19 protein-coding genes and 1 tRNA gene are annotated in these 15,292 nt (G+C 71.6%); 14 read left to right on the top strand and 6 right to left on the bottom strand.

Going from position 1 to position 15,292, the window contains the following annotated elements; genetic code table 11:
* Positions 1 to 21: 21 nt before the first annotated feature.
* Positions 22 to 360 carry a P-II family nitrogen regulator gene (locus tag ACESM1_RS25670; RefSeq protein ID WP_109868687.1) on the bottom strand — a complete coding sequence of 113 codons (339 nt, stop codon included), beginning with the start codon at positions 358 to 360 and terminating at the stop codon, positions 22 to 24.
* A gap of 335 nt (positions 361 to 695) precedes the next feature.
* On the opposite strand from ACESM1_RS25670, the gene ACESM1_RS25665 reads away from it, so the two are divergent.
* From ACESM1_RS25665 to ACESM1_RS25630, 8 genes are all read left to right on the top strand, one after another.
* Positions 696 to 1,901, top strand: a complete 1,206-nt coding sequence (locus ACESM1_RS25665) for an aminotransferase (RefSeq protein ID WP_372624078.1) — start codon at positions 696 to 698, stop codon at positions 1,899 to 1,901.
* 82 nt (positions 1,902 to 1,983) lie between these two features.
* The gene (locus ACESM1_RS25660; protein ID WP_372624077.1) at positions 1,984 to 2,253 is read left to right on the top strand and encodes a MoaD/ThiS family protein; all 270 of its coding nucleotides are present in this window, start codon (positions 1,984 to 1,986) and stop codon (positions 2,251 to 2,253) included.
* A 3-nt stretch (positions 2,254 to 2,256) separates the two neighbouring features.
* Positions 2,257 to 3,342: a WD40/YVTN/BNR-like repeat-containing protein gene (locus ACESM1_RS25655; protein WP_372624076.1), complete on the top strand. Its 1,086-nt coding sequence runs from the start codon at positions 2,257 to 2,259 to the stop codon at positions 3,340 to 3,342.
* A gap of 64 nt (positions 3,343 to 3,406) precedes the next feature.
* A tRNA-His gene (locus ACESM1_RS25650) sits at positions 3,407 to 3,479 on the top strand.
* A 187-nt stretch (positions 3,480 to 3,666) separates the two neighbouring features.
* Positions 3,667 to 4,452 (top strand): SDR family oxidoreductase, encoded by a 786-nt coding sequence (locus ACESM1_RS25645; RefSeq protein ID WP_372624075.1) that lies wholly within the window; start codon positions 3,667 to 3,669, stop codon positions 4,450 to 4,452.
* On the top strand, positions 4,452 to 4,982 hold the full coding sequence (locus tag ACESM1_RS25640) for a hypothetical protein (protein WP_372624074.1): 531 nt from the start codon (positions 4,452 to 4,454) through the stop codon (positions 4,980 to 4,982). The genes ACESM1_RS25645 and ACESM1_RS25640 overlap by 1 nt, the downstream gene beginning before the upstream one ends.
* Before the next feature lie 33 nt (positions 4,983 to 5,015).
* A complete protein-coding gene (locus tag ACESM1_RS25635) occupies positions 5,016 to 5,828 on the top strand; it encodes an aspartate dehydrogenase (RefSeq protein WP_372624073.1) in 813 nt (270 codons plus the stop codon).
* A gap of 76 nt (positions 5,829 to 5,904) precedes the next feature.
* Positions 5,905 to 6,153, top strand: coding sequence for a hypothetical protein (locus ACESM1_RS25630; RefSeq protein ID WP_372624072.1), 249 nt, complete (start codon positions 5,905 to 5,907; stop codon positions 6,151 to 6,153).
* Positions 6,154 to 6,197: 44 nt separating this feature from the next.
* On the opposite strand, the gene ACESM1_RS25625 is transcribed toward ACESM1_RS25630, so the two are convergent.
* Genes ACESM1_RS25625 through ACESM1_RS25605 form a run of 5 tightly spaced genes read right to left on the bottom strand, consistent with a single transcriptional unit; the run spans position 6,198 to position 10,936 of the window.
* Positions 6,198 to 6,752 (bottom strand): invasion associated locus B family protein, encoded by a 555-nt coding sequence (locus tag ACESM1_RS25625; RefSeq protein ID WP_372624071.1) that lies wholly within the window; start codon positions 6,750 to 6,752, stop codon positions 6,198 to 6,200.
* A gap of 11 nt (positions 6,753 to 6,763) precedes the next feature.
* Entirely contained in the window at positions 6,764 to 7,942 is a 1,179-nt protein-coding gene (locus ACESM1_RS25620) for a M20 aminoacylase family protein (protein ID WP_372624070.1), read from the bottom strand.
* 49 nt (positions 7,943 to 7,991) lie between these two features.
* Positions 7,992 to 8,837: an SDR family oxidoreductase gene (locus ACESM1_RS25615; protein WP_372624069.1), complete on the bottom strand. Its 846-nt coding sequence runs from the start codon at positions 8,835 to 8,837 to the stop codon at positions 7,992 to 7,994.
* Positions 8,834 to 10,531: a dihydroxy-acid dehydratase gene (locus ACESM1_RS25610; RefSeq protein WP_372624068.1), complete on the bottom strand. Its 1,698-nt coding sequence runs from the start codon at positions 10,529 to 10,531 to the stop codon at positions 8,834 to 8,836. The genes ACESM1_RS25615 and ACESM1_RS25610 overlap by 4 nt, the downstream gene beginning before the upstream one ends.
* A gap of 9 nt (positions 10,532 to 10,540) precedes the next feature.
* Positions 10,541 to 10,936, bottom strand: a complete 396-nt coding sequence (locus ACESM1_RS25605; protein WP_372624067.1) for a VOC family protein — start codon at positions 10,934 to 10,936, stop codon at positions 10,541 to 10,543.
* 180 nt (positions 10,937 to 11,116) lie between these two features.
* On the opposite strand from ACESM1_RS25605, the gene rplM reads away from it, so the two are divergent.
* The 6 genes from rplM (at position 11,117) to ACESM1_RS25575 (ending at position 15,200) form a co-directional block, all read left to right on the top strand.
* Positions 11,117 to 11,611: a 50S ribosomal protein L13 gene (gene rplM, locus ACESM1_RS25600; RefSeq protein WP_372624066.1), complete on the top strand. Its 495-nt coding sequence runs from the start codon at positions 11,117 to 11,119 to the stop codon at positions 11,609 to 11,611.
* Positions 11,612 to 11,615: 4 nt separating this feature from the next.
* Positions 11,616 to 12,119 (top strand): 30S ribosomal protein S9, encoded by a 504-nt coding sequence (gene rpsI / locus ACESM1_RS25595; protein ID WP_372624065.1) that lies wholly within the window; start codon positions 11,616 to 11,618, stop codon positions 12,117 to 12,119.
* Between the two features lie 131 nt (positions 12,120 to 12,250).
* A complete protein-coding gene (gene argC / locus ACESM1_RS25590) occupies positions 12,251 to 13,213 on the top strand; it encodes an N-acetyl-gamma-glutamyl-phosphate reductase (protein WP_372624064.1) in 963 nt (320 codons plus the stop codon).
* Positions 13,214 to 13,293: 80 nt separating this feature from the next.
* Complete coding sequence (locus ACESM1_RS25585; protein ID WP_372624063.1) at positions 13,294 to 13,851, top strand: gamma carbonic anhydrase family protein; 558 nt, start codon at positions 13,294 to 13,296, stop codon at positions 13,849 to 13,851.
* A 49-nt stretch (positions 13,852 to 13,900) separates the two neighbouring features.
* On the top strand, positions 13,901 to 14,488 hold the full coding sequence (locus ACESM1_RS25580; protein ID WP_372624062.1) for a hypothetical protein: 588 nt from the start codon (positions 13,901 to 13,903) through the stop codon (positions 14,486 to 14,488).
* A gap of 70 nt (positions 14,489 to 14,558) precedes the next feature.
* A complete protein-coding gene (locus tag ACESM1_RS25575; RefSeq protein WP_372624061.1) occupies positions 14,559 to 15,200 on the top strand; it encodes a hypothetical protein in 642 nt (213 codons plus the stop codon).
* The last annotated feature ends 92 nt before the right edge of the window (positions 15,201 to 15,292 follow it).

Below are 15,292 nucleotides of genomic sequence, written 5' to 3'. Positions count from 1 at the left end.
GCAATTCCTCGATTGCTGCGGCTACACCGCTTCCTCGCCGCGCTCTCCGGTGCGGATGCGCACCACTTCCTGCACGTCGCTGACGAAGATCTTGCCGTCGCCGATGCGGCCCGTGCGCGCCGCCGCGGTGATCGCCTCGATCGCGCGCTCCGCCAGGTCGTCGGGGCAGACCACCTCGATCTTCACCTTGGGCAGGAAGTCCACGACGTATTCGGCGCCGCGGTAGAGCTCCGTATGGCCCTTCTGGCGTCCGAATCCCTTCGCCTCGACCACGGTCAGCCCCTGAAGGCCGATCTCGTGCAGCGCGTCCTTCACCTCGTCGAGCTTGAAGGGCTTGATGATGGCCTCGATCTTCTTCATCGGCTCCGTCGCTCCGCCCACCGTGCGCACCGCGCCCGCAAGCGATCCCCCCTCCTGCCGCTCGCCGCCGTCCGCGCCCTGCCGGGCCTCCGGCGGGTTCGGCGCCGGCGACAAGTTCCGCCCGGCGCGCGGGGTGTTGCATGCCCCGTGCCACCCCGGCAACGGCACCCGCCAGGGAATCTCGCGTCGGCGTCATGTCATGTGCCGAAGATTTATGCAAATTGCTCAATTCCAGACCACGCGCCCCGCGAGCCCGTTGCGCTCCGGAGCCCGCATCGCCATTCTCGCCGGCACGCGGTATGGGCCGCGACCGAGACCTTCCCGGAACAGCCGACGTGAAGCCCCAGAACGACCTGCTCTCCGCCACCGGCACCACGATCTTCACCGTCATGTCGGCATTGGCCGTGGAGCATGGCGCGATCAATCTCGGGCAGGGCTTCCCGGATTACGACGGCCCGTCCGACGTGATCCACGCCGCTGCCGCCGCGCTGCTCGACGGCCGCAACCAGTACCCGCCGATGACCGGCCTGCCGGAGCTTCGCCAGGCCGTGGCGCACGCCAACAAGCGCTTCTACGGGCTGGACGTGGACCCGGCGAGCGAGGTGGTGGTCACCTCCGGCGCCACCGAGGCGATCACCGCCTGCCTGATGGCGGTGCTGAATCCCGGCGACGAATGCGTGCTGATCGAGCCGCTCTATGACACCTACCTGCCGGTGGTGAAGCTGCTTGGCGCCGTGCCGAAGCTGGTGCGTCTCTCCCCGCCGAAATGGGAACTGCCGCGCGCCGAGCTGGCCGCCGCCTTCGGGCCGAAGACCAAGGCGATCCTGCTCAACACGCCGATGAACCCGGCCGGCAAGGTGTTCACCGCCGCCGAGCTCGCCTTCATCGCCGAGCTGGTCCAGAGGCATGATTGCTACGCTGTCTGCGACGAGGTGTACGAGCACCTCACCTTCGACGGCTGGAAGCACATCCCGCTGATGACGCTGCCGGGCATGCGGGAGCGCTGCATGCGCGTGGGCTCCGCCGGCAAGACCTTCAGCCTGACGGGCTGGAAGATCGGCTACGTCACCTGCGACCGCTCGCTGGCGCCCAACGTCGCCAAGGCGCACCAGAACCTCACCTTCACCACGCCGCCCAACCTGCAGCGCGGCGTTGCGGTGGGGCTGATGAAGGACGACGCCTATTTCGAGGGCCTCTCGGCCTCGCTGCAGGCCAAGCGCGACCGTCTCGGCGCCGGCCTGGCGCGGCTCGGCTTCGGCGTGCTGCCGACCCAGGGCAGCTACTTCATCACCACCGATTTCCGCCCAATCACGACCCCCTTGGGCTTCACCGGCGACGACGTGGCCTTCTGCCGCACGCTGACGATGGAGGCGAAGGTCACCGCCATCCCCGTCACCGCCTTCTATGCGTCCGAGGACGCGCCGCGGCATTTCGCCCGCTTCGCCTTCTGCAAGGGCGACGCCGTGCTGGACGCGGCGCTGGAGCGGATCGAGCGCTGGCTGAAGGCACGCGCGGACGCACCCCGGGCCGCCGCCGGATAGCGGCCGAAGCTGGGCACCGCCGGCTCCGGGCATATACTTCACCTTGCGGTTAAGCGACGGGATGAGTTAGGCTCAGGCCGTCATGCCGCGGATCAGTTTCACCCCCAACCTCCGCCGCCATCTCGACTGCCCCACCGTCGAGGCCGAGGGCGCCACGCTCCGCGCGGCCCTCGATGCCGTCTTCGACGACAATCCGCGGCTGCGCGGCTACCTGCTCGACGAGCATGGCCGGCTGCGCAAGCACGTCACCATCTTCGTCAATGATGTCCCGGTCGCCGACCGCGTCGCGCTCGCCGACCCCATCGCACCGGAGGATGAGATCTTCGTCTTCCAGGCCCTCTCGGGAGGATAGCGCATGGCCGCACGCCTGCTGGTCGCCACCCGCAAGGGCCTGTTCGTCTGTCCGCCGCAGGGAGATGCCTGGAGCATCCCGCGCCCGGCCTTCCTCGGCGAGGCGGTCTCCGCGGTGCTGGCCGATCCGCGCGACGGCGCCGTCTATGCGGCGCTACGGCATGGCCATTTCGGCCCGAAGCTGCACCGCTCCGACGATGGCGGCGAGAGCTGGGCGGAGGTCGCCACGCCCGCCATGCCGGCCGCGCCGGCCGACGCGACGGCGAAGGCGGTGGACATGGTCTGGGAGCTCGCCGCCGGCGGCGCCGACCAGCCTGGCGTGCTCTGGGCCGGCACCCTGCCCGCCGCGCTGTTCCGCAGCTCCGACCGCGGCGCCAGCTGGCAGCTCGTGCAGGCGCTGCACGACGTGCCGGAGCGCGCCCGCTGGATGGGCGGCGGCTACGACGATCCGGGGCTGCACTCGATCCTGGTGGACCCCCGCGACTCGCAGCGGATCACCGTGGCGATCTCCACCGGCGGCGTCTGGATCAGCCCCGATTCGGGGGCGAGCTGGCGGCTCGCCGGCGCGGGGATGCGCAACGAATACATGCCGCCGGGGCAGGAGCACGACCCGGTGGTGCAGGACGTCCATCGCCTGGCTGCCTGCGCCGCCGCGCCCGACAGCGTCTGGGTGCAGCACCACAACGGCATCTTTCGCTCGACCGACGGTGCGGAAAGCTTCACCGAGGTGATGGCGCCCGCCCCCTCCCGCTTCGGCTTCTCCGTCGCCGCCCATCCACGCGAGAAGGGCACGGCCTGGTTCGCGCCGGCGGTGAAGGATGAGTGCCGCATCCCGGTGGAGGGCCGCCTGGTCGTCACCCGAACCCGCGATGGCGGGCGCAGCCTGGAGGCGTTCGGCGCTGGGCTGCCGGGTGCCGACAGCTACGACCTGATCTATCGCCACGGCCTGGCGGTTAGCAGCGATGGCGCGCGGCTGGCCATGGGGTCCACCACGGGCAACCTGTGGGTCGGCTCGGATGGCGGGGAGGCGTGGCGTCACATTGCGGGCCACCTGCCGCCGATCGCTGCTGTCGCCTTCGCCGCCGGTTGACGGGGCGGCCCGCCCGGCCGTAAACCCCGCCGCCCGGGCGCGCCGCGTCCGGCCTATCCATGTGGCGGCCATAGCTCAGCTGGTAGAGCGCCAGGTTGTGGTCTTGGATGTCACGGGTTCGAGTCCCGTTGGTCGCCCATTTTTTTGTTTTTTTGCCCTCAGACGGTGGGCGCCGCCTCCGGCGGCTTGCCCTTCACGCCTGTGCGCTGGACCGCGGGCTATGCGGTCGGTCTGCGCGCGGGCCGCATTCGCGGCCGCGGCTGACCGGTAGTGCGGCCAGCCGTCAGCGCGTATCCTCGTCGCGATCACTTGAAGGCAGGAAGCATGCAGATCCGTCTCGATGGCCGCACCGCGCTGATCACCGGCGGCTCCAAGGGGCTTGGCCGCGCGATGGCCGAGAGCTTCGTCGAATCCGGCGCCGCCGTGGCCATCGTCGCCCGCCGCCAGGCCGAGCTCGACAAGACCAAGGCCGAGATCGCCGCCCGCTTCCAGGGCGCGCGCGTCGTCGCCATCGCGGCCGATGTCTCCACCGCCGAAGGCTGCGCCCGTGCTGCCTCCCAGGCCGCCGCGGAACTCGGCCCGGTGGACATCCTGGTGAACAACGCCGGCACCAGCCAGCGCGGCCCCTTCATGGAGGTGGACGACGCGCTGTGGCAGGCCGACCTCGACCTCAAGCTGTTCGCCGCCATCCGGCTGATCCGGGCCGTGTGGCCGGGCATGAAGGAGCGTGGCTGGGGCCGCATCATCAACGTGCTCAACACCGGGGCGAAGGCGCCGGCGGCCAATGGCGCCCCCACCGCCGTCTCGCGTGCCGCGGGCATGGCGCTGACCAAGATCCTGTCGCTGGAGGGTGCGCCGCACGGCATCCTGGTGAACGCCATGCTGGTCGGCATCATCGAGAGCGACCAGTGGGTGCGCCGCCACGCCACCGACCCGCGCGGCCTGACCTGGGAGGAATGGAAGAAGGACGCGGCGAAGGGCGTGCCGCTGGGTCGGCTCGGCAAGGCCGAGGAATTCGCTGCGCTCGCCACCTTCCTCTGCTCCGACCAGGGCGGCTACATCACCGGCACCGCCACCAATGTCGATGGCGGCCGTACCCCTGTGGTCTGATGCGGGATCCGCAGGCGCCGCCCGGCGCACCGGGCTGGGCGGCCGCGCTCGGGCAACGCCTCGGCTTCCTCCTGCGTGACGAGCCCGGCGCGCTGCCGCGCATCGAGGCGGCGCTACGCAGCTGCGCCGTCATCCCCGGTGGTTGGGACGGCGTGGCGGCGCGCTATCCGCTGACCTGCCTCGACCTGCTGGAAGCTGCCGCAGCGGACCATCCGGCGCTGCATGACGCGCGAGCGGAACTGCTCGCGCTCGCCGGGCTGGCGCGCGCTGCCCTGGCCGGCGACCGCGCCGCCGCCCACGACCTCGGCAGACGGGAACTGCCGGCCATGGAACTGCCGGGCGCCGCCAGCTTCGCCGCGCGCGTGCCGGGCCGGGCCGCCTGGTTCGCTGCGGTGCTGGCGGAAGTGCCCTCGGAACAGGGCCCCGCCGTGGTGATGCTTGCCAACGACCTGGCGGTCACCGGTGCGGATGCACCCCTCCGGGCCCTGGAGGCGGCCGCCCTTGCGGCGCAGCCTGGGCGGGGGCAGTAACCTCGCCGGAAACGCCAGCGGGAGCTCCACCTCATGTCGCGCACCATGACCGTCGGCATCGCCGGCCTCGGCGCCATCGGCCTGCACCTAGCCCGCGCGCTGGATGCGGGCGTCGAGGGCCTGAAACTGCATTCCGTCGCCGCCCGCGACCACGCGAAGGCGCGCGCCAACCTCGCTGGCTTCCGCACCGCACCTGCCATCGTGGACCTGCCCGCGCTCGCCGAGGCCGACATCGTGGTGGAGGCCGCGCCAGCGGCGGTTTTCGAGCCGATCGCCACCGCCGCCATCGCCCGCGGCCGCGTCTTCGTGCCCAGCAGCGTCGGCGCGCTGCTGCCGCGCATGCACCTGGTGGAGGAAGCACGCAGGACCGGCGCGCGCATCGTGGTGCCGACCGGCGCACTGCTCGGCCTGGATGCCGTGCGCGCCGCGGCCGAGGGCGAGGTCAGCTCCGTCACCATCGAGACGCGCAAGCCGCCGCGCGGCCTGGTCGGGGCGCCCTATCTCGAGGAGAACAACATCGACGTCATGGCGATCACCGGCGAGAAGCAGCTGATCTTCAAGGGCAACGCCTTCGACGCCGCGCGCGGCTTCCCGGCCAACGTCAACGTTGCCGCCGCGCTGGCGCTGGCCGGCATCGGCCCGCAGCGGACGATGGTGGAGATCTGGGCCGATCCGCACGTCACCCGCAACACCCACACCATCCGCGTCGAAGCCGCCGCCGCGCGCCTGACCATGACCATCGAGAACGTGCCGAGCGAGGAGAACCCGCGCACCGGCAAGATCACCCCGCTCTCGATCCTCGCCTGCCTGCGCGGCCTGACCAGCACGCTGAAGGTCGGCACCTGATCACATCCGCGTCCGACAGGGGCTGACGGGCCCGCCGCCGCGCCCGGCTCCGCCTTCCCCGGGCGAGGAGAACGCGATGGGCGGCACGGCGACACGGACCGGTCCCGATCCGTGGGAAGCGGTGAAGCGCAGCGTCACACGCAGCGGGAAGGGCGGCCGCAAGGGCCAGTGGTCGGTGCGCAAGGCGCAACTTCCGGTGCAGGAGTACAAGCGCCGCGGCGGCCGCTATGCTGAGGAATACCGCCGCACCTCCGAGAAGAAGCAACGCGACTCCAAGGCGGGCCGGCGGAGGGCGTCGAGACCTCCCGCTGGCGCTACAGCCTGATGAACCGGGGCTACGATCCGCTGAAGGATCGTGGCCGGTGAGGCTCAGGGCGCCCGCTGTTCCGTCGCCAGGAACTCGGTGACTGCGGCATCGAACTGCGCCAGCGGCACCGGGATGGTGATCTGCTGGCGGTTGGCGGCCACCACGAAGCCGATCTTCAGCGTGCTGCCGCGGCGAAGCGAAGCGAGCAGGTCGTCCGTCACCGGCATGCCGGTGTAGAGGCCGGCCGGGTCCGAGTTCTGGAACGGCAGCCGCTGCAGCGTCGTCTCGTCCACCTGCCAGCTGATCCCGGCCGGGATCATCGCGCCGTGCGGCAGCTGGAACACCAGGCTGAGCGAGCGCGTCTGCGGCTGGCGCATCATCACCACCTGCGCGATGCGCTGGTTCTGCGGCTGCGCCATGATGGCGGTGGCGAGCCGACAGTTGCGCGGCGGCGTCGCCGGCTCATCGGCGCAGACCACCTGCCAGGCGCGGCCCGGCGCGGGCGGCGGCGGCTCCGGGATGGCGGGCGCCGGCTGGGCTGGGCGCGGCGGCTGCTGCGCCAGCGCCGGCGTCGCCAGTAGGCCGAGCGCGAGGAAGGCGGCAGTGCGCACCATCATGCTCCGCATCCTCAGCCCTGCCGCGGCATGAGCTGCTCGGCCAGCGTCGCGAACCAGCTGGCGCCCACCGGCAGGATCTCGTCGTTGAAGTCGTAGAGCGGGTGGTGGACCATCGCGTCGCCCTCTCCCTTGCCGCCGCCGAGGAACAGATAGGCGCCCGGCTTCTCGTTCAGCATGAAGGAGAAATCCTCGCCGCCCATGGTCGGCTGCGGCAGCGGGCGCGTGCGCCCCTCGCCGGTCACTGTGCGCGCGGCGCGCGCGGCGAGCTCGGTGCTCTCCGGCTCGTTCACCGTGGCGGGATAGGCGCGGGTGAAGCTGCACTCGGCCTTGCAGCCCATGGCGGCCGCGATGCCGGTGACGATCTGGTGGAACTTCGCCTCCAGCAGGTCGCCGACCTCGGGCAGGAACCAGCGCGCGGTGCCCTGCAGCTTCACGCTCTCAGGGATGACGTTGAAGGTGTGGCCGCCGGTGAAGTGGGCGATGGTGATCACGCCCGCTTCCAGCGGGTTCACGTTGCGCGCCACCACGGATTGCAGCGCGGTGACGATATGGGAGGTGGCGAGGATCGGGTCGTTGCCGTTGTGCGGCATCGCGCCATGCGCGCCGGTGCCGGTGATGGTGGCCTCGAGGTTCGCCACCGCGGCCATCACCGGGCCCGGCGCGTGCAGGAACACGCCGGCCGGCGCACCGGGCCAGTTGTGCATGCCGAAGATGCGCTCCATCGGGAAGCGGTCGAACAGCCCGTCCTTCACCATCACCTCGCCGCCCGCGAGATTCTCCTCCGCCGGCTGGAACACGAGATAGACGGTGCCGTCGAAGTTGCGCGTCTCGGCAAGGTATTTCGCCGCGCCGAGCAGCATCGTGGTGTGCCCGTCATGGCCGCAGGCATGCATCTTGCCCGGCGTCTTCGAGGCATAGGGCCTGCCGGTCTGCTCCTCGATCGGCAGCGCATCCATGTCGGCGCGGAAGCCGATGGCACGGGTCGAGTTGCCGGTGCCGCGGATCACGCCGACCACGCCGGTCCTGGCGATGCCGGTGTGCACTTCGTCCACGCCGAATTCGCGCAGCTTCTGCGCGACGATGCCGGAGGTGCGCACCTCCTCGAAGCCGAGTTCGGGATGCTCATGAAAGTCCCGCCGCCAGGCGGTCATCTCGGGGTGGAACTCGGCGATGCGGTTGACGACGGGCATGGGGATCCTCCGGGGGCTGCCGGTTGAATGGGCGGCGTGGCCGGGCCGGTCAAGCTTTGCCGAAGGTCAGGCGCAGCCCTTCTTCCAGGCTTCGCCCGGTCACGCCGAGCCTGTCGCGCATCGGTGCCACGTCGAAGGCCTTGTCCTCCAGCAGCCGCCGCACCTCCGCGGCACGGATCCGCGGCAGGCGCGGGAGGAGGCCGGTGAGGGGCGCGAGCGCCATCAGCACCGCGCCCGGTATCGGCAGCACCGACGGCCGCCGCAGCCCGGCGGCGCGCGCCACCGCGGCGAGGAAATCGCGATAGGGCAGGGCGCGCGGGCCGGCGACGACGATCGTCTCCGGCCCCGCCCAATCCCGCCTGAGTGCCGCGAGGATGCAGGCCGTCAGGTCGTCCTGGTGGATCGGCTGCACCAGGGCGCGCCCGCCGCCCGGCAGCGGCGCGAGGGGCAGCCGCCGCAGCAGCGCGGCCAGGCGCTGGACGTTGTCCTCGCCTTCCGCGCCGTAGATCATCGTCGGGTGCAGCATCACGCCACGCCGGCCCGAGGCGAGGAAGGCGGCCTCGCCGGTGCGCACGCCATCGCCATGGTCATCGGGCCAGCGCGAGAAGCGGCGGGTCGAGCCCAGGAAGACAAAGCGGGCATCGGCTGCCGCCGCGGCCAATATGGCGGGCGCGTGGCGCGCATGCGCGCAGTTCACCACCCAGTCCGCCCCGACCAGCGCCGCGCGCAGCGCCGCGGCGTCGGTGAGGTCTGCGACGCGCGGCGTGGCGTGAAGCCCGGTGGCGCGCCATTTCGCGGCGTCACGCACCACCGGGACGATATCGGCCCCCCCAGCCAGCAGCGCACGGCAGAGCGCCGCGCCGCTGCGGCCGGAGGCGCCGATGACGGCGATCACGGGCGCAGGAAGGCCAGGTCCGCGCCGTGCGGCGCCTGCGTCACCTGCTCATGCACCAGCCGGTCCCAGCCGCGCGCAGGCGCCGCCGCCGGCTTCCAGGCGGCGCGGCGCTTGGCCAGCGTGGCCTCGTCCACCAGCAGGTCGAGCCGGCGATCCTTCACGCTCAGCCGGATGCGGTCGCCCGTCTCGGCCAGCGCCAGCGGCCCGCCGACCGCCGCCTCCGGGGCGACATGCAGCACGATGGTGCCGAAGGCGGTGCCGGACATGCGGCAGTCGCTGATCCGCACCATGTCCTTCACGCCGGCCCGCGCCAGCTTCTTCGGGATGGGCAGGTAGCCCGCTTCCGGCATGCCGGCGGGCGAGCGCGGCCCGGCGCCCTTCAGCACCAGGATGTCCTGCGGCGTGACGTCGAGCTCCGGGTCGTCGATGCGCCGCGCCAGGTCCTCGAGCCCGTCGAACACCATGCAGCGCGCCTCGGTCTCGAACAGCGCGGGCGTGGCGGCGCTGCGCTTGAGGATGGCGCCATCCGGCGCCAGCGACCCGCGCAGCGTCACGATGCCGCCGACCGGGCTGATCGGGTTTTCCCGAGACCGGATGATCCTGCGGTCCACGAAGTGCGTGCCGTCACCGATCCGATCGCGCAGCTTCACGCCGTCCAGGTCCGGCGTGTCCAGGTGCAGAAGGTCCCGAAGTTCCCACAGCAGCGCCTGCATGCCGCCGGCGGCGTGGAAGTCCTCCATGTAACCTTCGCCGGTGGGCTTCAGGTCCACCAGCACCGGCGTCGTCTCGCTCAGCGCGTCGAGCCGGTCGAGATCGAAGGGAAGGCCCGCGCGCCCGGCGATCGCCGCCAGATGCACCACGGCATTGGTCGAGCCGCCGAGCGAGAGCAGCACGCGCGCCGCGTTCTCCACGCTCTCCGGCGTCACCAGCGCCGCCGGCTTCACCGGCTTCGCGATCAGCCGCACCGCCTGCGCGCCGGCTTCCTCCGCGATGCGCAGCCGGTCGGCATGCACCGCCGGCGCGCTGGCGGCATCGAGCGGCATGAAGCCGAGCGTCGCGGCCAGGCAGGCCATGGTGCTCGCCGTGCCCATCACGCCGCAGGTGCCCGCGGTGGTGGCGAGCTTGCCCTCGATCTGCGCGATCTTCCCGGCATCCACGTCGCCGGCGCGGTAGCGCGCCCAGTAGCGGCGGCAATCCGTGCAGGCGGAGAGCCGCTCGCCCTCGAAGGACTGTGCCAGCATCGGCCCGGTGACGAGCATCACCGAAGGCGTGCCGGAGCTGATGGCCGCCATGAGCTGCGCCGGCACCGTCTTGTCGCAGCCGCCGACCAGCACCGCCGCATCCATCGGCTGCGCCGTCAGCATCGCTTCCGTGTCGAGCGCCATCAGGTTGCGGTAGTGCATGGAGCACGGGTTCAGCGAGGGCTCGCAGAGCGACACCGTCGGGAAGGCGAGCGGCAGCCCGCCGGCCGCCAGCACGCCGCGCTTCACCGCCTCCACCAGTTCCGGCGCGGTGCGGTGGCAGTTGTTGTAGTCGCTGCCGGTATCGGCGATCCCGACCACCGGCTTCTCCAGCATCGCCTGGGTGTAGCCCATGGACTTTGCGAAGGACCGCCGCAGATACAGCGCGAATTCGCGGTCGCCATAGTTGGAGGAGCGGTTGGCGAGGCCGCGCGGCGGTGGCGTGTCTGTCATGTCGTTCCCTTATCCCTCCGCGCGGTGGCAGACGCAGCACAGCTTGTGCCCATCGGGGTCGCGCAGATAGGCCCCGTAATAGTCGGGATGATAATGCGGCCGCAGCCCGGGGGCACCCACCTCCGTCGCGCCGGCGGCCAGGCCCGCCGCATGCCAGGCCCGCACCGTTGCGCGGTCCGGCGCCTCGAAGGCGGTGGTGGTGCCGTTGCCGACCGTCGCTTCCCTTCCGTCGATCGGCCGCATCACCCAGAACGGCCGCCCCTCCTCGGAGGGTGTGGCATAGCCGGCGATGGCCTGCGCGGCGTCGGTCTCGCGCCGTACCAGTCCGAGCGGGGCCAGCAGCGCGTCGTAGAAGGCCAGCGCACGGGCGAAATCGTTGGTGCCGAGCGTGACATGGCTGAACATCGGGGGTCCTCCTTGGCCGGGTGCGCATCTTGTCGCACTGGTCGGCTTGACCGCGATTGCGCAGTTGGCTGGTGTCGGTAACATAATACCGCAACACGAAAACCCACGCCGTGCTTGACTTTTCCGCGCATACCCGCGATATGCGCGCCTCGCTATCCACCCCGGAAAGCCGGAAACACGATGCTGACGAGAGAGACCCGTTCGGTGAAGCCGACGGAGGTCACCAAGGGCTGGGTGCTGATCGATGCGGAGGGCCTGGTGCTCGGCCGCCTCGCCAGCATCATCGCCAACCGCCTGCGCGGCAAGCACAAGCCGCAGTTCACCCCTCATGTGGATTGCGGCGACCATGTCGTCGTGATCAACGCGAAGAAGGTCCGCGTGACCGGCCAGAAGGGGGAGCAGGCCGTGTTCTACTGGCACACCGGCTACCCCGGCGGCATCAAGGGCCGCAGCTTCCGTGAGCGGATCGAGAGCGCGCACCCCGAGCGCGTGATCGAGAAGGCGGTGGAGCGCATGATCACCCGCGGCCCGCTCGGCCGGGCGCAGATGCGCAACCTGCATGTCTATGCCGGGCCGGAGCATCCGCATGGCGGCAACACGCCGACCGCGCTCGACGTCGCCGCCCTGAACCGCAAGAACGTCGCCGAAGGCGGCGCGAGCAATAAGGCCGCTTGATCCCATGAGCGAGCAGACCTCCCGCAGCGGCTCGCTGGCCGAGCTGAAGGACATGGTGGCCGCCGCCGGTGGCCCCGTCGCCGAGCCGGCCGCCCCGGTCCGTGAGCCGAAGCGCGACGCGCAGGGCCGTTCCTACGCCACCGGCAAGCGCAAGAACGCCATTGCCCGCGTCTGGGTGAAGCCCGGCAAGGGCGAGATGCAGATCAACGGCAAGACGGCGGCGAAGTATTTCGCCCGCCCCGTGCTGCGCATGCTGATCGCCCAGCCCTTCTTCGTGACCGACCGCCACCAGCAGTTCGATGTCTTCGCGACGGTCGTCGGCGGCGGCCTCTCGGGCCAGGCCGGCGCGCTGCGCCATGGCATCTCCCGCGCGCTGACCTATTACGAGCCGGGCCTGCGCCCGCTGCTCAAGAAGGCCGGCTTCCTCACCCGCGACCCGCGCGTGGTCGAGCGCAAGAAGTACGGCAAGATGAAGGCGCGACGTTCCTTCCAGTTCTCCAAGCGCTGACGCCCAGCGGACCGGGCGTCACGCCCGGCCTGCATGGCTGGTTCATCGGAGGGGCGGGTCCGCAAGGATCCGCCCCTCTTGCTTTGCAGGGTGGTTGCAGGCCCCATCTGCAACAGGAAAGGACGATCACAATGGCCAAGGGATCCATCCCGAGCGTCTTCATCGACGGCGAATCCGGCACCACCGGCCTGCAGATCCGCGACCGCCTGGCGCGCTTCCCCGCGGTGGCGCTGCGCTCCATCGCCCCCGAGCTGCGCAAGGACCCCGAGGCCAAGCGCGCCCTGATGACGGAGGTGGACCTCGTCGTCCTCTGCCTGCCCGACGACGGCGCGAAGGAGGCCGCCGCGCTGGCCGCCAGCCTCGGCGCCGAGGCGCCCAGGCTGCTCGACGCTTCCACCGCGCATCGCGTGGACCCCGACTGGGTCTATGGCTTCGCCGAACTGAACGCAGCGCAGGAGGCGGCCATCATCGCCGCGCCGCGCGTGGCCAATCCCGGCTGCTATCCCACCGGCGCCATCGCGTTGATCCGCCCGCTGGTCGAGGCCGGCATCCTCCCGGCGGACTACCCCGTCACCGTCAATGCGATCTCCGGCTACAGCGGCGGCGGCAAGGCGATGATCGCCGAGTTCGAGCCGGAGCGCCGCGCCGCGCCCTTCTTCCTCTATGGCCTGACGCTGGAACACAAGCACCTGCCGGAGATGCAGCTCTATGGCGGCCTCGCGCGCCGTCCGCTCTTCGTGCCGTCGGTGGGCGATTTCGCGCAGGGCATGCTGGTCAGCGTGCCGCTGCACCTCGACCTGCTGAACGGCAGCCCGACGCCGGCGGCGCTGGAAGCCTGCCTGCGCGCCGCCTATGCGCGGTCCACCTGGGTCAGCGTCGAGGCCGCCGATGGCAAGGCGCGGCTGGCGCCGGAGGACCTCAACGGCAGCAACCGGCTGGAGCTGCGGGTGTTCGGCAACGAGAAGCGCGGCCAGGCGGTGCTGGTCGCGCGCCTCGACAACCTGGGCAAGGGCGCCTCCGGCGCGGCGGTGCAGAACATCGGCCTGATGCTCGGCGTTGACGTCAGCAACGCGCTTCCCCTGGCCGCGGAGTGATCGCCTGCGACGACCGGGGGGCGCGGTCGCGCAAGCGGCGCACCCCGACGGTCTGAATCGCAGGCGCGAAGGAGAGACACATGGACGACCTGCACATCCCCGCCGCCCGCGGCCCGCTGCTGCCCTTCGAGGGCAAGCTTCCGGCGATCCACCCCGATGCCTGGGTCGCACCCACCGCCGTGGTGATCGGCGACGTCGAGATCGGCGCGGAGAGCTCGGTCTGGTACCATTGCGTGCTGCGCGGCGACACCAACATCATGCGCATCGGTGCCCGGACCAACATCCAGGACGGCTCGATCCTGCACCTGAATGCAGGGGCGGAGCCGCTGATCATCGGCGACGAGGTCACCATCGGGCATGCCTGCATCGTCCATGCCTGCACCCTCAAGGACCGCGCCTTCGTCGGCATGGGCGCCACCGTGCTGGACCGCGCGGTGATCGAGGAGGGTGGCATGCTCGGCGCCGGCGGGCTGCTGCCGCCCGGCAAGCGCATCGGCCCGAACGAGCTCTGGATGGGCAATCCCGCCAAGCTGGTGCGGGTGATGGATGCGGCCGAGCGCGCCCGCTTCGACCGCACCGCCGCGAACTATGTCGAGCTCTCGAAACGCCACCGCGCCAGCCTCGTTCAGCAGCGGTAGGGCGGGCGCCGATCCACCGGCCGAGGCTCGCCGCACTGGAGCATTGACGATGCGACCGATCCGCACCGCTTCCCTTGCCCCGGCCCTCCTTGCGCTGCTCGCGCTCGGCGCGTGCGGCCCGATGCCGCCGCCGCAGCCTTCGGTCGCGCTGCCGGCATCGGCGAGCCGCGGTGCGGGTGATCCGCTGCGCGGCGCGATCCTCGCCTCCTCCTACGTGTTCGGCCAGCCTGCCTCGGTTGCCGGCAATCCGGCCGCCGCGGCCGAGGCTCTGGCGCAACTCGAATACCTCGCCGTCGAGCTGTCCGCCCCGCCCGGCAGCTTCGACATGGATCCGCTGGTCGCGCCGATGCTGGAGCAGGGCAGGGCGGAGGCGCGCAACGCCTTCGGCTTCACCCCGAGCGTGCCGCCGCAGCGCGCGATCGATGCGCTCTACGCCACCGCCAGCGCGCTGCGCGCCGGCGACCAGGCCGCCGCCCGCGCCGCGATCACGCCGCTTGCCGGCCCGGGCCAGGCCGACGCGGCGCTGCAGCGCCTCGCCGCGCTGCCCTACCTGCCCGCGGCGGCCAGCGGCACGGCAAGGGCGCAGGAGTCGCTGAGCCGACGCGACCGCGAGCGGACGCCGCCCTGGCGCCTGTAACGGTCCGGCCTCGCCACCGCGTCCCGGCTCGGCTATCCCCGTCGCGATCCTTGCGATGGAGCCGCCGCCGATGACGCGAACCGTGCTGCGCTGCCTGCTGCTCGCGGCCCTGCTCGGCGGCTGCGCCGAGATGCGCGAGGCACCGGCGCTGTCGCGCGTGCCGCCGGGCCTCGGCGTGGCGAGCGCCGATCCGGTGCCGGCCATGGCCGCGGAGGCGGCCGCCGCACTCGCCAACTCGGGCCGTGGGCTGGCCGGCAATCCGGCGGCCACCGCGCGCGCCGTCGGCCAGCTTGAGCTCGTCGCCGCCGAATTCCGCCGCGATCCGCGTTGGGCGCCACTTCCCACCGCGGTGGAGACGGAGCTGCGCACCGCGCGGCTGGAATGGCGCGCCGCACTCGGCATCCGCAGCGGCGCCGCGCCGGAGGCGGTGGCCACCGCACTCGGCCGCGCCGTTCTGGCGCTGCAAAGCCGCGATACCCGCGCCGCCGCCGCCGCGCTCGACCCGGCGCTGTTCGAGCCGGGCGGTCCGGTGACTCTCGCCCGGCTGACCGCGCCGGGGCCGCTGCCGCAATCCATGATCGCCAGCACGGTGGCGCGCGATGAAGCGACGCGCCTCGGCCAGCTGCGCCTCGGCGGCCCGACCGGCGCGCTGGATCCGAATGCCGGGCTGCTCGGTGGCTCTGGCGGCCCGGTGGCGCCAAGCCTGCGCTAGGTCCTGTGGACATTCACCTGAGCCAGAGGATGGTGGCTGCGATGGTGATGATGGCGAGGTAATTTCTCGCGGTCTTCTCGTAGCGAGTTGCG

This window comes from Falsiroseomonas sp. (assembly GCF_041690465.1).
Taxonomy (GTDB): domain Bacteria; phylum Pseudomonadota; class Alphaproteobacteria; order Acetobacterales; family Acetobacteraceae; genus Falsiroseomonas.
Note: the sequence above shows the minus strand (reverse complement) of the source record. Positions and strands in the feature narration are given on the sequence as shown.

Coding starts and splice junctions, on each gene's coding strand:
- argC (WP_372624064.1), top strand. CDS start 12,251: ATGGCCAAGGGATCCATCCCGAGCGTCTTCATCGACGGCGAATCCGGC.
- ACESM1_RS25660 (WP_372624077.1), top strand. CDS start 1,984: ATGCCGCGGATCAGTTTCACCCCCAACCTCCGCCGCCATCTCGACTGC.
- ACESM1_RS25580 (WP_372624062.1), top strand. CDS start 13,901: ATGCGACCGATCCGCACCGCTTCCCTTGCCCCGGCCCTCCTTGCGCTG.
- ACESM1_RS25585 (WP_372624063.1), top strand. CDS start 13,294: ATGGACGACCTGCACATCCCCGCCGCCCGCGGCCCGCTGCTGCCCTTC.
- ACESM1_RS25645 (WP_372624075.1), top strand. CDS start 3,667: ATGCAGATCCGTCTCGATGGCCGCACCGCGCTGATCACCGGCGGCTCC.
- ACESM1_RS25655 (WP_372624076.1), top strand. CDS start 2,257: ATGGCCGCACGCCTGCTGGTCGCCACCCGCAAGGGCCTGTTCGTCTGT.
- ACESM1_RS25670 (WP_109868687.1), bottom strand. CDS start 360: ATGAAGAAGATCGAGGCCATCATCAAGCCCTTCAAGCTCGACGAGGTG.
- ACESM1_RS25625 (WP_372624071.1), bottom strand. CDS start 6,752: ATGATGGTGCGCACTGCCGCCTTCCTCGCGCTCGGCCTACTGGCGACG.
- ACESM1_RS25635 (WP_372624073.1), top strand. CDS start 5,016: ATGTCGCGCACCATGACCGTCGGCATCGCCGGCCTCGGCGCCATCGGC.
- ACESM1_RS25575 (WP_372624061.1), top strand. CDS start 14,559: ATGACGCGAACCGTGCTGCGCTGCCTGCTGCTCGCGGCCCTGCTCGGC.
- ACESM1_RS25610 (WP_372624068.1), bottom strand. CDS start 10,531: ATGACAGACACGCCACCGCCGCGCGGCCTCGCCAACCGCTCCTCCAAC.
- ACESM1_RS25605 (WP_372624067.1), bottom strand. CDS start 10,936: ATGTTCAGCCATGTCACGCTCGGCACCAACGATTTCGCCCGTGCGCTG.
- ACESM1_RS25640 (WP_372624074.1), top strand. CDS start 4,452: ATGCGGGATCCGCAGGCGCCGCCCGGCGCACCGGGCTGGGCGGCCGCG.
- rplM (WP_372624066.1), top strand. CDS start 11,117: ATGCTGACGAGAGAGACCCGTTCGGTGAAGCCGACGGAGGTCACCAAG.
- ACESM1_RS25620 (WP_372624070.1), bottom strand. CDS start 7,942: ATGCCCGTCGTCAACCGCATCGCCGAGTTCCACCCCGAGATGACCGCC.
- rpsI (WP_372624065.1), top strand. CDS start 11,616: ATGAGCGAGCAGACCTCCCGCAGCGGCTCGCTGGCCGAGCTGAAGGAC.
- ACESM1_RS25630 (WP_372624072.1), top strand. CDS start 5,905: ATGGGCGGCACGGCGACACGGACCGGTCCCGATCCGTGGGAAGCGGTG.